We start from the raw sequence: 13,718 nt of genomic DNA, 5'->3' as shown, positions 1-13,718 counted from the left end.
TAATAGCCAAATCACACCTTTATACTTACTTTTGGCAAGACTATTGCGAAAGAAATGTTATGCTGCGTAACTGTTTTCTTGTTGTTTTTCTGGCAATTAACGCCCTTGGGTTAGCTCAGGAACCGCAAAAGGATTCGTTGATGAACCCCAAGGATTCCATTGCCAACGATTCCATTGAGGATTATTATGTCCGGTTTGAGGGTGACTCCATTTTGATGAGCTCCATTGAACTTGACGAAGTCTACATTTTTGGAAAACTGGAGTTCACGAACCGTAATGATAAACTTCGCTATTACATTCTACGACGAAAAACCTTGAAGGTGTACCCTTACGCCAAGTTGGCCGCAGAACGATTGGTAGAGCTCAACGATAGCTTACAACTCATAAAAAAGCGTAGACATCAAAGGCGTTATACCCGAAAAGTGCAAAAGTATATTGAAGGGGAGTTTTCCGAAGAGTTAAAAAAACTGACCCGTACCGAAGGACAGATTTTGGTAAAACTGATTCATCGTCAAACAGGAACAACAGCCTTTGATTTGGTAAAGGAACTCCGTAGCGGTTGGCGGGCATTTTGGTACAACACCACGGCAAGTTTGTTCAAGATCAGTTTAAAGGAAGAGTTCCAGCCCGAAGAAATTCATGAGGATTATTTAATAGAGGACATTCTGCAACGTGCTTTTGCAGCGAGCAGGTTGGAACGACAAGAATCGGTCTTGGATTATGATTATGCCCAACTCACCAATAAATGGAAAAGCAGACCGCCCAGCACGGGCAACTAGTTTTTGGGTTTCTTACCGAAAATGGCCTCCATTACAATGCTTACTGAACGAAAACCTAAATAAATTGCCAAAGCAGCACAAATAAACCCTAATATCAACACAGGCCAATAAAAGGGGTGCCCTTCATTTTTAAAGGCTTCGTAGATTAAAAATGGCCCCATAAACATGGCAAGCACGGTGTAGCCAAACGATTTTATTCCTTTTACCAGAAGTTCCTTGTTAGTTCGCCTCATGGGGCCAAAGTAGGAATATTAGCTTATATTTAGAGCAAATAGCGCCAAAAATTGACCATGGAAATACTAGTTCTTGGAGTTGTCGTCCTCTTCATTATTATTGCTACCGTAAAATTTAAGATGCATCCCGTTTTCTCCCTGACCATTGCTGCTGTGGCTTCTGGTTTTTTGTTGGGGATAACACCCAAAAACATCATGTCCAATATGGCCGAGGGTTTTGGAAAAACCCTTTCGGGTATTGGGTTGGTCATCGCTTTTGGAACGGTAATCGGAGTTTATCTCGAAAAAACTGGGAGCACACAAGTTCTTGCCAACAGCATCTTAAAAGTGATTGGCTTAAAACGTTCCCCATTGGCGATGAATTTGGCTGGATTTGTAATTTCCATTCCGGTGTATTGCGATTCGGGCTACATTATTCTTTCTTCATTAAATAAAGCCATCAGCAAAAAAACGGGCATCCCAGCCTTGGTTTTTGCCATTGCATTGGCCACAGGTTTGTATTCTGCCCATGTTTTTGTACCACCAACACCCGGACCGTTGGCAGCGGCAGCCATTTTAGATGCCGATTTGGGCATGGTGCTCATCTTTGGGCTGTTGGTTGCGATACCCGTTTCCGTTTCAGGCTATTTTTGGGCACGGTTCATAGGTAGATCTTTAAAGGAAGATGAAACTGCCCATTTATATGAAGAAAAAGAAGCAATTCAATCTACGGTAAAACCATTTCAAGCTTTTCTTCCGTTGCTCGTTCCCATAATTCTGATTGCCATGAAATCCATCGTGGATTATCCGACGCACCCTTTGGGAGAAGGCTGGTTGTTCCGTGTTTTTGATTTTTTTGGTAATCCTGTCATCGCATTGTTGATCGGTGTTTTCTTTGCTTTTGCCTTGAGCAGAAATGTTCCGTCCGAAGAAAAAAAAGAGTGGGTGCCCGAAGCTTTTAAGCAGGCAGGTGCCATTGTGCTCATAACTGGTACAGGAGGGGCCTTTGGAGCCATTCTCCGTACCATGGATATTGCTTCAATCATCAATCTGGAATCCAGTACAGGTATTGGTGGACTTTTGATTGCTTTTGTGATTGCAGCCGTGCTTAAAACCGCTCAAGGGTCATCAACAGTAGCCATTATTACCACTTCGGCCATTATTGCTCCGCTATTGGAAACTTTTGGACTGGTTTCTATTACAGATAAAGCATTGGCCGTTCTTGCCATTGGGGCTGGGGCCATGACGGTTTCCCACATTAACGACAGCTATTTTTGGGTAGTTTCCCAATTTTCCAACATGAATGTGAAAACTGCTTTGCGGGGTCATACCATGGGCACATTGCTTCAGGGTACAGTAGGTATTTTGATGATTTTGTTGTTGTACTTTGTTGTTTGATGCAAAAAGTAATGCCCAAAGGTCCAAAGGCAGGTAAATTTCAATTTTATCAGGTTGAGCACAGTCGAAACCTATTGATTATCAAAACATTTTAGGTTCTCGACTGCACTCGATCTGACGGACAACAGGCTTTTTATACCTCCTTGAGCATAAAGCAGTTATTGTTTATCCTATTGTACTTAGAATTTTGTTCAAGGTTTCACTGGGTCGCATAGCTTTTGAAGCCATTTCTGGGTTTGGAAGGTAGTAACCTCCAATATCCACAGGGGAACCTTGCGCATCTATCAATTCTTGTGCGATTTTCTCCTCGTTGGCAGACATTGCATCGTACACTTTGCTAAATACAGATTTTAGCTCCGTATCCTTATCTTGTTTGGCCAATTCTTCGGCCCAGTAAAGTGCTAAGTAGAAGTGGCTTCCACGAGTATCCAGTTCGTTTACTTTTCTGGATGGTGATCTGTCTTGGTTCAAGAATTCTTCAGTAGCCTTATCCAATGCATCAGCTAAAACTTGGGCTTTTGTATTGTTGTTCTTTTCTCCAAAGAATTCCAAAGAAACAGCTAGTGCCAAGAACTCCCCAAGGGAATCCCATCTAAGGTGACCTTCTTCCAAGAATTGTTCTACGTGTTTTGGAGCGGAACCACCGGCACCGGTCTCGAACAACCCACCGCCGTTCATCAATGGAACAATGGATAACATTTTTGCACTTGTTCCAACTTCCAAAATAGGGAAGAGGTCGGTCAGGTAGTCCCTCAACACGTTACCGGATACGGAGATGGTATCTTTTCCTTCCTTCATGCGCTTCAAGGTGAACTTGGTAGCTTCGATGGGGGAAAGGATTCTGATGTCCAGTCCATTTGTATCGTGGTCCTTTAGGTAAAGGTTTACTTTTTTGATCAATTCGGCATCGTGTGCCCTGTTTTCATCCAACCAAAAAACGGCTGGAGTATTGGTGGCCCTGGCACGGGATACGGCTAATTTGACCCAATCCTGTACGGGAGCATCCTTTACTTGGCACATTCTCCAAATATCGCCTTCCTCAACAGCGTGTTCAATCAATGTTTCGCCAGCTGTGTTGACTACTTTTACGGTTCCAGCTTTTTCAATTTCGAAAGTTTTGTCGTGTGAACCGTATTCCTCTGCTTTTTGGGCCATTAAACCTACATTGGGTACAGTTCCCATGGTTTTAGGGTCGAAAGCACCGTTTTCTTTACAAAAATCGATAGTGGCTTGATAAACTCCAGAGTAACTACTGTCTGGAATAATGGCCTTGGTATCTTGAAGCTCTCCGTTTTTGTCCCACATTTTACCGGAGTTCCTAATCATGGCAGGCATGGAGGCGTCAATGATCACATCACTTGGTACGTGTAGGTTGGTAATGCCCTTGTCGGAATTTACCATGGCCAAATCGGGTCCGTTTCCTATGCTGGATTTGATGGCGTCTTCAATTTCTCTGTGCTGCTCTTTGGGCAGTTCCCCGATTTTGTCCAACAAAGTCTCTAGGCCATTGTTGGGGTTGATTCCCAATTTTTCAAAAGTATCTCCGTAGTTTTTGAACAATTCAGAAAAATATACTTTCAACGCATGTCCAAAAATAATGGGGTCAGAAACCTTCATCATAGTAGCCTTAAAGTGCAAGGAAAGCAAGATGTTTTTTTCTCTGGCATCGGCGATTTCTTTGGTCAAGAAATCTACCAATGCTTTTTTGCTCATCACCGTGGCATCGATAACCTCACCTTGCAACAGGGAAAGTTTATCTTTAAGCACGGTTGTATTGCCCGCTGTGTCCACTAATTCAATTCGGATATCTTCGGCATGGGCCATGGTCAACGATTTTTCATTGGCCTTAAAGTCACCATGAGACATGGTAGCTACGTGGGTTTTGGAATCCGAAGACCATTCGCCCATGGTATGTGGGTGAGCTTTGGCGTAGTTTTTAACGGCTTTTGGAGCGCGTCTGTCCGAGTTGCCCTCACGAAGCACCGGGTTTACCGCGCTACCTTTTACTTTGTCGTATTTGGCCTTAATGTTTTTTTCTTCGTCCGTTCTGGGCTCATCAGGGTAATCAGGTAGCTTGTACCCTTTTTTTTGTAATTCCTCAATGGCTTCTTTCAACTGGGGGATGGAAGCACTGATGTTGGGCAATTTTATGATGTTGGCCTCAGGAGTTTTGGCCAATTCTCCCAAAATGGACAAATCATCAGGGACTTGTTGTTCCTCGTTCAACAATTCCGGAAACACGGCGGCAATTCTACCGGCCAAAGAAATATCCTTGGTTTCTACGGCAATATTGGCGGTTTCGGTAAAAGATTTTACAATGGGTAAGAATGATAATGTTGCTAAGGCAGGAGCCTCGTCTGTTTTGGTATAATAAAGTTTAGCCATTTATATGTATTTGTTTGAGCGGTTGCAAATATACGATTTATGGGCCGTGAAGCACGAATGGAAGTGGCTAAAAGTGTGTGCTTTTGATAAGAATTTGTGAAAAAAACAAAAGCCATATCATTTTTTTTACAAAAGATATGGCTTTCAGATAGGACTCAAGATTTGTTTGGTGGTACCAAAACTGCAATCTAATTAGATTACATCTTTCGCCCTTTCGACGTTTATACGCTGCTATGTTTTTAATTTTTCAACTAAACTACATTTTGCAAAGCGTGCTGTTGTATTCCTAAATTTTATCAAAATGGAAAATTGCTCTTCCATTCGCACATAAAATTTATTATTTCTTATTGGGTTCTGCCAAAGCACTTCCCAAATCGAAATTCCTTTTGTGATCAGTAGTGTTACCAAATAAAAGGGAATCCACAGTTTTAAAGAACGTCAACTTTAAAAGTTGATATGACCGTGATGGTATCACCATCATATCTTGGACTAAAGTAAAGCGTAACATTAAATTTAGCAACTTTTCAAAGCATTAATAATCAACATGATATAAACTAAGGTTATTAACAATTGTTCATAAAAAAAGCACCCATTTTGGGTGCTTTCTCTTGTTGTATGGGCTTATTGTTATCCCTTAACTTCTTTGATACGGGCCTTTTTACCGGTAAGACCTCTAAAGTAGAAGATTCTAGATCTACGTACTTTACCTTTTTTGTTTACTTCAATTCTTTGCAAAGCCGGCATGTTTACGGGGAAAATTCTTTCCACACCAACGGTACCGGACATTTTACGGATGGTAAAGGTTTCTGTTGCACCGCTCCCTCTGCGTTGTATCACTACACCTTTAAAGAACTGGGTACGTGTTTTTTCACCTTCTTTGATTTCGTAATAAACAGTGATGGTATCACCAGCTGAAAATTTTGGAAATTCTTTTTTTGGAACAAATTCGTCTTCAACAAATTTTACTAAGGATTCCATTTTTGTTTTTTTTAGCGTTTTTTACAAGACCAACTTTCACGGATTTCGTCAGAGGTTGATTTTGAGATTGCAAAAGTAATGCAATATTTATAAATAACAAGTGGTTTTTTTGTTTTTGGACTCCTGATCGCTTTATTTCTCCAAAAGGTCGGGTCTTCTTTGCTGGGTGCGCTCCAAAGCTTGTTGTTCCCGCCATTTTTCAATCTCGGGGAAGTTGCCGCTCAATAGAATTCTAGGCACCTCTTTACCTTTGTAATCCGCCGGGCGTGTGTATACGGGCGGAGCCAATAGATTATCCTGAAACGTATCGGTAAGGGCAGAGGTTTCATCATTCAAAACGCCAGGCAACAATCGAATTACGGCATCGCACAATATGGCGGCCGCAAGTTCACCTCCAGACAACACATAATCTCCAATGGAAATCTCACGGGTAACAAACATATCCCTGACCCGTTGGTCCACACCTTTGTAATGACCACAAAGCACAATAATGTTCTTTTTCATGGAAACCTCATTGGCCATTCCCTGGTTGAGCGTGTTGCCATCTGGCGTCATGTAAATGACTTCGTCGTACTCCCTTTCGGATTTGAGTTGGGAAATGCATTTATCGATGGGTTCTATCATCATCACCATGCCTGCACCGCCTCCAAACTGATAATCATCTATCTGTTTGTAGTTTCCAGAGGCGTAGTCCCTCAGATTGTGAAGATGCACCTCTACCAATCCTTTTTCTATCGCTCTTTTTAAAATGGAGGCTTCAAAAGGGCTTTTTAAAAGCTCGGGAAGCACGGTTATAATGTCGATGCGCATGGACGTTGTTGCTTGACAATTAATTCACCCCAAAAGTAATGAAAGCTATTAATAACTGTTGCATAAAAAAGAAAGGCCTCCGTTTTGGAAGCCTTGATTCTTATTTTTTTTGCTTGTTCAGCTCATCTTGAAGCTGGCGACTGATTTTTTGTTCACGTTCCAGGGCACGTCGCCTATGGTTTTGGTATTCTTCCTCTAAATCGGCAAGGGCGGATTTGGCTTGTTGCGTTAAGAAATTACTATTTCTAAATCGGTAGATAAAGAACAGCAAAAGCAACAACAGTCCGAAAATGATGGACCACAGAATAAAATTATAGGTTCCTTTGCTGATCAGGGCACCAAAAAATGAAATACTGTCCTTTTCTTCGGTAACAGCGTTTAGTTTATTGGTGGTTTCCTGCAATTTACCGTTAAGGTCCTCTATTTCGGCATCGTTGGCCGTAATGGTAGCCGATAAATCTTTGATGGTTTTGTTGGCAGTTTCTATGGAGTCAAAAATGTTCTTCTTGGTTTCATAGAGATCTGACAACTTAACGACTTCATAACGGATACCATTGGCCCGGTAGTTTCCCGACTTTTTTTCCAACTCTTCCAATTGTCCCCTTAGGGTATTGTCTACTTCATCGGTAGATTCCTCCTCCTGGGCATGGATAGCGATGGACGGGATAAGTAAGGCTAAGGCAAATAAAATGCGTAAATACTTCATGTTCAATAATGTTCTCGTATTAAATTTAGATTAAGGGTGGAACGAAATTACATCAATATAGCAAATTTCAAAAAAGAAAACTGCTTCTTTCAACAAATTCGTACCCTACTAATAATACGTATAACGCCTAACTTTCGCTATATATTTTGCCAATCGAACCACTTGATGGGAATATCCATACTCATTATCGTACCAAATATAGAGCACAACATTTTTACCTCCGGGCGAAACAATGGTGGCTTTACTGTCATAAATTGATGGTGCCGTGGTTCCTACAATATCCGAAGAAACCAATTCATTGCTCAAAGCATATTTGATTTGTTCCACCAAATCACCTTCCAGCGCATATTTTTTTATGATGGTATCAATACCCTCTTTGGATGTTTTGTTCTTTACCTCCAAATTAAGAATGGCCAATGAACCATTGGGAACTGGAACCCTGATTGCATTTGAGGTAAGTTTTCCCTTTAATGATGGGAGTGCCTTGGCAACGGCCGAACCGGCCCCTGTTTCGGTAATCACCATGTTGAGGGCTGCTGCACGGCCGCGGCGGTACTTTTTGTGCATGTTATCCACCAAATTTTGGTCGTTTGTATAAGCGTGGATAGTCTCCAAATGCCCTTTTTTGATGCCCAAGGAATCTTCGACCACTTTTAAAATTGGGGTAATGGCATTTGTGGTGCACGATGCGGCTGAATAGATCTTGGTTTTATCGGGGTCAAAGTCGGTATGGTTAACCCCGTGCACAATGTTGGGTACTTCTTTACCGGGTGCGGTAAGCAATACTTTGCTGGCCCCTTTTGATTTTAGGTGTCTGGATAGTTCCTTGTTGTCCCTAAAAGCTCCTGTATTGTCTATGACCAGGGCATTGTAGATTCCATATTTGGTGTAGTCAATATCCTCTGGTCGATTTGCGCTAATGAAATTCACCGTGGTTCCATTGATAACGAGAGCCTGTTTTTCTTCGTCAACATCCACAGTACCGGTAAAAGGGCCGTGTACCGAGTCAGTTTTAAGAAGTGCAGCCCTTTTTTCAAGGACTTCTTTGTTCAATTCACCTCGAATAACAACGGCGCGCAACCTTAGCTGGCTACCACGACCGGTTTTTGCCATAAGCTCTCGCGCCACCAAACGGCCAATGCGCCCAAAACCATAAAGCACTACATCTTTAGGTTTAATGGTCTTGGAAGATTGTGCATCCTTTAGTTTGTCGATAACAAAGGCCTTTACGTTAAGATGGGCACTTTGGTTGGAATGGTACTCGTAGGTCAATTTTCCTATGTCCAGTTTGGCAGGAGGGAGGTTGATGTCGTTTATTGCCCTAAGTATTTCGACAGAGTCAAAAATGGACATGGGTTTTTGAACAAATTCGCCCGCATATTCGTGTAGGTTAATGATGTCACTTACATTTTTGTCTATGATTTGATTTTTGAACAAAACCACCTCAATGGCCTTGTCGTACCAAAGATCGCTGATAATTTTTATGAATTCAGTGGTTGCTTTTCGTCTATCTGCCTGAAAGGCAAGTTCTTTTTCGTAAGATGAAATGTTGCTCATGGATAATGATTGCGGTTGTGAAGTTTATTGTTTTCGGCTAAATTATATATTTCAAACGTTTTCGTAAAACATATTGGGTATAAAAAAAGCGCCTTGTTTAAAGACGCTTTCAAGTGTTTTTTCTGCACTTTTACTGAAGTATCATGTGCTCCTTTTCACCATTTTCATTGATCATGGTGAAGCTGGTTCTGCCGTATCTGGATAATTGGCCAAAACGCTCCTTGGCATCATCAATGTTGTTTATAGGTTCTCCATCCAATTCAATGATTACCTTGTTGATTAAACCATATCTGGAATATGATTCAGGGACATTGGTGATTTTAACACCTTTCGAGACCCCAAAAGTTTTCCTGTCTTTTTTGGACAAGTTCTTAACCGTAAATCCTGTAGCGGGCAAAACAACACTGAGTTGTTTTTTTAGGACCACATTTTTCACAAGACTTTTTCCATCCCTGTTCAATGTAACCTCTACTTTGTCACCTGGTCTTTTGGAGGAAAGGTACCCCGTAAGTTGAGAAAACTTGCTTACTTGGATATTGTCTACCTGCTTTATGATATCGCCTTCCTTCAAACCAGCTTCCTCGGCCCCAGATTCCTCTTCCACACTTGCAATATAAACGCCTTCCAAATCATCTATTCCCATTTCGGTAGCTACCTCTGGATTAAGGTCTCCACCCCTAATGCCCAAAAGTCCTTTTTGAACATTGCCAAACTCCATAATGTCTTCCACCACTTTTTTGGCAATATTGCTGGGTACTGCAAAAGCATACCCGACATAAGAACCAGTTTGTGAAGTAATGGCTGTATTAATACCAATTAGGTCACCGTTAGTATTCACCAAGGCGCCACCACTGTTTCCAGGGTTAACGGCAGCATCGGTTTGTATAAAGGATTGAGCTCTTCGCGGTGACAAGGACCTAGCTTTGGCACTCACAATACCAGCGGTTACTGTAGATGTTAGGTTAAACGGATTGCCAACGGCCAATACCCATTCACCAATTTTAGTATTGTCGGAATCCCCAAATGCCAAATATGGCAGTTCTTCTTCGGCATCAATCTTTAAAAGGGCAATGTCGGAATCGGCATCGGTACCAATAACTTCGGCTTCGTAGGATTTATTATTGTTCAAGGTTACCTCCAATTGGCTGGAATTGGCGATTACATGGTTGTTGGTAACGATATATCCGTCAGGAGAGATAATAACTCCTGAACCAGTTCCCACTTGTGGGGTTTGTTGGCGTTCAAAACCGTAAAAGAAATCTGCTATGCTGGATGGTCCTTTACTAATGGTGAGGTTTTTTACGTGTACCACCGAGTTGACCGTTTTTTCGGCTGCCAAGGTAAAATCAGCTTCGTTGATTCCAGCACCTTTGGCCGAAGTACCCATATTACTGGTGGTAACAAATGGCGTTTCTTGTTCCGAAGTAACAAACTTGTAGTTTTCTTCTTCAAAAAATAATTTGTATGCTCCCAGTGTAATTGCGCCTGCAAATACAGATACTAGCAATAAACTCGCTATCTTCTTCATAATTCTATAATTATTTAACGTTTAGCTGTTTCAAAATTAAAAGTTTTTAATTCTTGATCAGGTCGGTTTAACGCTGTTTTAACTCCAAAAAAAACCTTAAAGAATCCCATATATTTGTTCCTTTGTAGATGCGTATGGAACTTCAGTTTTTTAAATATCAAGGAACGGGAAACGATTTTGTAATTATTGACAATCGTCAGGATGTATTTCCCAAAAACAATACCAAGCTCGTTGCGGAGCTTTGCGACCGAAGATTTGGCATAGGAGCAGATGGGTTGATACTTCTTGAAAATGACAATTTGTCGGATTTTAAGATGGTCTACTTCAATGCCGATGGAGCCGAAAGCAGCATGTGCGGAAACGGAGGACGTTGCTTGGTGGCCTTTGCCCATTATTTGGGGGTAATTGATAAAGAAGCCACTTTTAATGCGGTCGATGGTTTGCACTATGCTACGGTAGAAGGGGACATTGTCAACTTAAAGATGATCGATGTAGCTAAAATCCACGAAAAACAGAACCATAGTTTTTTGGATACAGGTTCCCCGCATCATGTTCAGCTAGTGAAGGAGTTGGGAAAATTTGATGTGCAAAAAGAAGGTAAAAAACTCCGCTATGGTATTTATGGCGAGTCCGGGAGCAATATCAATTTTGTGCAGCAGACCAAAGACAACGGTTTTGATGTAAGAACCTACGAAAGAGGAGTGGAGGGCGAGACTTTTTCCTGCGGCACCGGTGTTACGGCTGTGGCCTTGGCCATGCACCAATCCGGTAAAACCACTGCCAACGAAGTGCACATTCATACCATCGGGGGCGATTTGACGATTGCTTTTGAAAAAAAGGAGGGGAAATACAGCAATATCTTTTTAAAAGGCCCAGCCATACAAGTATTTAAAGGAACCATCGAATGCTCAATCTAAAAGGAGAACAAGTCTATTTGAGGGCTTTGGAGCCCACCGATCTCGATTTTCTGTACAAATTGGAAAACGACACATCGGTTTGGGAGGTGAGCGGAACTCTAAAACCATATTCCAAAAAAGTACTTCAGTTATATTTGGATAATGCCCACAGGGATATTTACGATGTAAAACAATTACGACTTAGCATCAGTAATCATCAAGATGATTGCATAGGTTTGATTGATTTGTTCGATTTTGATCCCAAACATCGCAGAGCAGGTGTTGGAATTGTGATTGTTAAACCCGGGGACAGAAACAAGGGGGCAGGCGCGGAAGCACTGTCACTTTTGTGTGATTATGCCTTTTCCACTTTAGACCTGCATCAATTGTATGCTAATATCTTGGAAGACAACGAAGCAAGTATCCATTTGTTCCAAAAAATGGGTTTTGAAGAAGTTGGCATCAAAAAAGAATGGATCAGAACCAGTAAAGGGTTCAAAAACGAAATAATGTATCAAAAGATCAACTCAAATGAATCTTAAAAAAGTACTTTGGGCAACGGCTATTCTGGGGCTGTTGATCTGCGGTTTTGTAGCCTATCAAATTTATAGTGCCATTTTTAGCCCCAATACACAGTTCAATAATGATGAAGCATTTGTTTACATTGAAACGGATGCATCTTTTACCGATGTAAAAACCTCCTTGGAACCTTTGTTGAAGGATCTATCCACTTTTGAAGCTGTCGCCAAACGTAAAGGATATATTACCAATATTAAGGCTGGAAAATATGCTTTGAAAAAAGGGATGAACAACAACGAGATCATCAATACCCTGCGCAGTGCCAATATCCCTGTGCAAGTGTCTTTTAACAATCAAGAATCCTTGGCCCTGTTGGCGGGCAGGATTTCCGAACAAATTGAAGCGGATAGTCTTTCCTTGCTTCAATCTTTTAATGATTCGAGCTTTTTGGAAGAGACCAAGTTTGACGAAGACACCAAGCTGGCCATGTACATTCCAAACACCTACGAGTTCTTCTGGAATACCGATGCTGAAAGTTTTAGGGATAGAATGCGAACTGAATATAACCGTTTTTGGGACGATGAACGCCTGCAAAAAGCCGAAAATCTAGGTCTTACTCCCAATGAGGTTACTGCTCTGGCTGCCATAGTTCAAAAGGAAACCGCCAAGGTGGATGAACGTCCACGGGTGGCCGGTGTTTATTTGAATCGAATAAGAAGGGGCATGTTACTACAGGCCGACCCCACGGTTATTTATGCCATTAAAAAGGAAACAGGTAACTACGATACCATTATAAAAAGAGTACTTTTCCGTGACTTGGAAATGGATTCACCCTACAACACCTATAAATATGCAGGGGTTCCTCCAGGTCCGATCACCATGCCCGATATTACTTCAATCGACGCTGTTTTGAATCCTGAAAAACATGATTATCTCTATTTTGTAGCCGATGTTTCCAACTTTGGATATCACATGTTTGCCAAGACATTGGCGCAACATAACCGAAATAAAGTACAATACACCCGATGGTTGAATCAACAAAAAGTAATGAGATAAAGTTCTTTATCGTTGATTTTCATCACTTTAACGGATTTTAAGGCTGATTTAAGAAATCTTTATGAGCTTTAGGGTATCCGTTAAGTTAACTCCCCCTATATTTGCCGGCCAATTTGATTTTTGATACGTATATAGTATTGAGATCACAAATATGAACATTATGAAAAGATGGATAGGTTTTATACTGCATCTTGCCATGATCGTAGTTTTGACAAGTTTTGGTTCTTACACCGTAATGAATAAAAAGGATATTGAAATTCCTGAATCATTGAAGGTAACTACCAATTTGGAGTTTTTTGCACCGCAAGGCTCCGTCGCACTTCTTGACGAGGACGAGGTTGCACCACCTCCTTTTCTGGGCAAAGCCTTTAATGGCTTTAAGGAAGCACTCGCTTTTAAAGAATCCCGGGGTAAATATCATAGCGTAAACACATTGGGTTATTTGGGTAAATACCAGTTTGGTAGTAGTACCTTGAATTTGATGGGGGTTTACGATATGGATGAATTTTTGGTCACTCCAGAACTTCAGGAAAAGGCCTTTGAGGCTAATATTGCCCGAAACAAGTGGATTTTGAGAAGAGACATAAAGCGCTTCAACGGAAAAACAATTGGTGGTGTTAAAGTAACGGAATCCGGTATTTTGGCTGCGGCACATTTGGCAGGGGCTGGAAACGTGAAGAAATACCTACGGTCTTATGGACAAAACGATGTAACCGATGCTTACGGAAGTAGTATTTCGCATTACATGAAAAAATTTGCGGGTTACGATATTTCCAATATCAAACAACAAAAAAACGCCAAAGTATAATTGGCAAGGATTGAGTCGTCCTAAAATAGGTTGACAGTTTTTAATAATTAAATCAATCCAGCGAAGCTAGCTTCGCTGGATTTTTT

The 13,718-nt window shown here is 41.3% G+C and carries 13 protein-coding genes; 6 read left to right on the top strand and 7 right to left on the bottom strand.

Annotation, left to right across the window (positions count from 1 at the left end):
• Window positions 1–59 precede the first annotated feature (59 nt).
• Window positions 60–779, top strand: coding sequence for a DUF4294 domain-containing protein (locus VM932_RS15555; RefSeq protein WP_428979755.1), 720 nt, complete (start codon window positions 60–62; stop codon window positions 777–779).
• On the opposite strand, the gene VM932_RS15550 is transcribed toward VM932_RS15555, so the two are convergent.
• Window positions 776–1,012, bottom strand: a complete 237-nt coding sequence (locus tag VM932_RS15550) for a DUF6095 family protein (protein WP_293163981.1) — start codon at window positions 1,010–1,012, stop codon at window positions 776–778. The genes VM932_RS15555 and VM932_RS15550 overlap by 4 nt on opposite strands.
• 57 nt (window positions 1,013–1,069) lie before the next feature.
• Here VM932_RS15550 and VM932_RS15545 point away from each other — a divergent pair, with 57 nt between their 5' ends.
• Window positions 1,070–2,389, top strand: a complete 1,320-nt coding sequence (locus VM932_RS15545; protein WP_326280010.1) for a GntP family permease — start codon at window positions 1,070–1,072, stop codon at window positions 2,387–2,389.
• 165 nt (window positions 2,390–2,554) lie between these two features.
• On the opposite strand, the gene VM932_RS15540 is transcribed toward VM932_RS15545, so the two are convergent.
• The 6 genes from VM932_RS15540 to VM932_RS15515 form a co-directional block, all read right to left on the bottom strand.
• Window positions 2,555–4,774, bottom strand: a complete 2,220-nt coding sequence (locus VM932_RS15540) for an NADP-dependent isocitrate dehydrogenase (protein ID WP_326280008.1) — start codon at window positions 4,772–4,774, stop codon at window positions 2,555–2,557.
• A gap of 627 nt (window positions 4,775–5,401) precedes the next feature.
• On the bottom strand, window positions 5,402–5,752 hold the full coding sequence (rplS, locus tag VM932_RS15535; RefSeq protein WP_163627495.1) for a 50S ribosomal protein L19: 351 nt from the start codon (window positions 5,750–5,752) through the stop codon (window positions 5,402–5,404).
• A gap of 132 nt (window positions 5,753–5,884) precedes the next feature.
• Window positions 5,885–6,562 (bottom strand): tRNA (guanosine(37)-N1)-methyltransferase TrmD, encoded by a 678-nt coding sequence (gene trmD / locus VM932_RS15530; RefSeq protein ID WP_326280006.1) that lies wholly within the window; start codon window positions 6,560–6,562, stop codon window positions 5,885–5,887.
• Window positions 6,563–6,662: 100 nt separating this feature from the next.
• Complete coding sequence (locus tag VM932_RS15525; protein ID WP_326280004.1) at window positions 6,663–7,268, bottom strand: tRNA (guanine-N1)-methyltransferase; 606 nt, start codon at window positions 7,266–7,268, stop codon at window positions 6,663–6,665.
• 108 nt (window positions 7,269–7,376) lie between these two features.
• Window positions 7,377–8,825 (bottom strand): glyceraldehyde-3-phosphate dehydrogenase, encoded by a 1,449-nt coding sequence (locus VM932_RS15520; RefSeq protein WP_326280002.1) that lies wholly within the window; start codon window positions 8,823–8,825, stop codon window positions 7,377–7,379.
• Window positions 8,826–8,955: 130 nt separating this feature from the next.
• Window positions 8,956–10,353 (bottom strand): trypsin-like peptidase domain-containing protein, encoded by a 1,398-nt coding sequence (locus tag VM932_RS15515; protein WP_326280000.1) that lies wholly within the window; start codon window positions 10,351–10,353, stop codon window positions 8,956–8,958.
• Between the two features lie 134 nt (window positions 10,354–10,487).
• On the opposite strand from VM932_RS15515, the gene dapF reads away from it, so the two are divergent.
• The 4 genes from dapF (at window position 10,488) to VM932_RS15495 (ending at window position 13,632) form a co-directional block, all read left to right on the top strand.
• Window positions 10,488–11,270, top strand: coding sequence for a diaminopimelate epimerase (gene dapF, locus VM932_RS15510; RefSeq protein ID WP_326280058.1), 783 nt, complete (start codon window positions 10,488–10,490; stop codon window positions 11,268–11,270).
• Window positions 11,258–11,791 carry a GNAT family N-acetyltransferase gene (locus tag VM932_RS15505; protein ID WP_326279998.1) on the top strand — a complete coding sequence of 178 codons (534 nt, stop codon included), beginning with the start codon at window positions 11,258–11,260 and terminating at the stop codon, window positions 11,789–11,791. Before dapF ends, VM932_RS15505 begins: the two co-directional genes overlap by 13 nt.
• Window positions 11,781–12,824: an endolytic transglycosylase MltG gene (gene mltG, locus VM932_RS15500; RefSeq protein WP_326279996.1), complete on the top strand. Its 1,044-nt coding sequence runs from the start codon at window positions 11,781–11,783 to the stop codon at window positions 12,822–12,824. The genes VM932_RS15505 and mltG overlap by 11 nt, the downstream gene beginning before the upstream one ends.
• A gap of 160 nt (window positions 12,825–12,984) precedes the next feature.
• Window positions 12,985–13,632, top strand: a complete 648-nt coding sequence (locus tag VM932_RS15495) for a hypothetical protein (protein WP_326279994.1) — start codon at window positions 12,985–12,987, stop codon at window positions 13,630–13,632.
• Window positions 13,633–13,718: the final 86 nt, after the last annotated feature.

This window comes from Flagellimonas halotolerans, from assembly GCF_035818535.1.
Lineage (GTDB): Bacteria > Bacteroidota > Bacteroidia > Flavobacteriales > Flavobacteriaceae > Flagellimonas > Flagellimonas halotolerans.
This window is presented reverse-complemented; position numbering and strand designations above follow the sequence as displayed.

Bases quoted from the DNA above. Each gene is read 5' to 3' on its own strand.
- rplS (WP_163627495.1), bottom strand. From the start codon at position 5,752: ATGGAATCCTTAGTAAAATTTGTTGAAGACGAATTTGTTCCAAAAAAA.
- VM932_RS15540 (WP_326280008.1), bottom strand. From the start codon at position 4,774: ATGGCTAAACTTTATTATACCAAAACAGACGAGGCTCCTGCCTTAGCA.
- VM932_RS15550 (WP_293163981.1), bottom strand. From the start codon at position 1,012: ATGAGGCGAACTAACAAGGAACTTCTGGTAAAAGGAATAAAATCGTTT.
- VM932_RS15495 (WP_326279994.1), top strand. From the start codon at position 12,985: ATGAAAAGATGGATAGGTTTTATACTGCATCTTGCCATGATCGTAGTT.
- VM932_RS15545 (WP_326280010.1), top strand. From the start codon at position 1,070: ATGGAAATACTAGTTCTTGGAGTTGTCGTCCTCTTCATTATTATTGCT.
- VM932_RS15525 (WP_326280004.1), bottom strand. From the start codon at position 7,268: ATGAAGTATTTACGCATTTTATTTGCCTTAGCCTTACTTATCCCGTCC.
- dapF (WP_326280058.1), top strand. From the start codon at position 10,488: ATGGAACTTCAGTTTTTTAAATATCAAGGAACGGGAAACGATTTTGTA.
- mltG (WP_326279996.1), top strand. From the start codon at position 11,781: ATGAATCTTAAAAAAGTACTTTGGGCAACGGCTATTCTGGGGCTGTTG.
- VM932_RS15515 (WP_326280000.1), bottom strand. From the start codon at position 10,353: ATGAAGAAGATAGCGAGTTTATTGCTAGTATCTGTATTTGCAGGCGCA.
- trmD (WP_326280006.1), bottom strand. From the start codon at position 6,562: ATGCGCATCGACATTATAACCGTGCTTCCCGAGCTTTTAAAAAGCCCT.
- VM932_RS15505 (WP_326279998.1), top strand. From the start codon at position 11,258: ATGCTCAATCTAAAAGGAGAACAAGTCTATTTGAGGGCTTTGGAGCCC.
- VM932_RS15520 (WP_326280002.1), bottom strand. From the start codon at position 8,825: ATGAGCAACATTTCATCTTACGAAAAAGAACTTGCCTTTCAGGCAGAT.
- VM932_RS15555 (WP_428979755.1), top strand. From the start codon at position 60: ATGCTGCGTAACTGTTTTCTTGTTGTTTTTCTGGCAATTAACGCCCTT.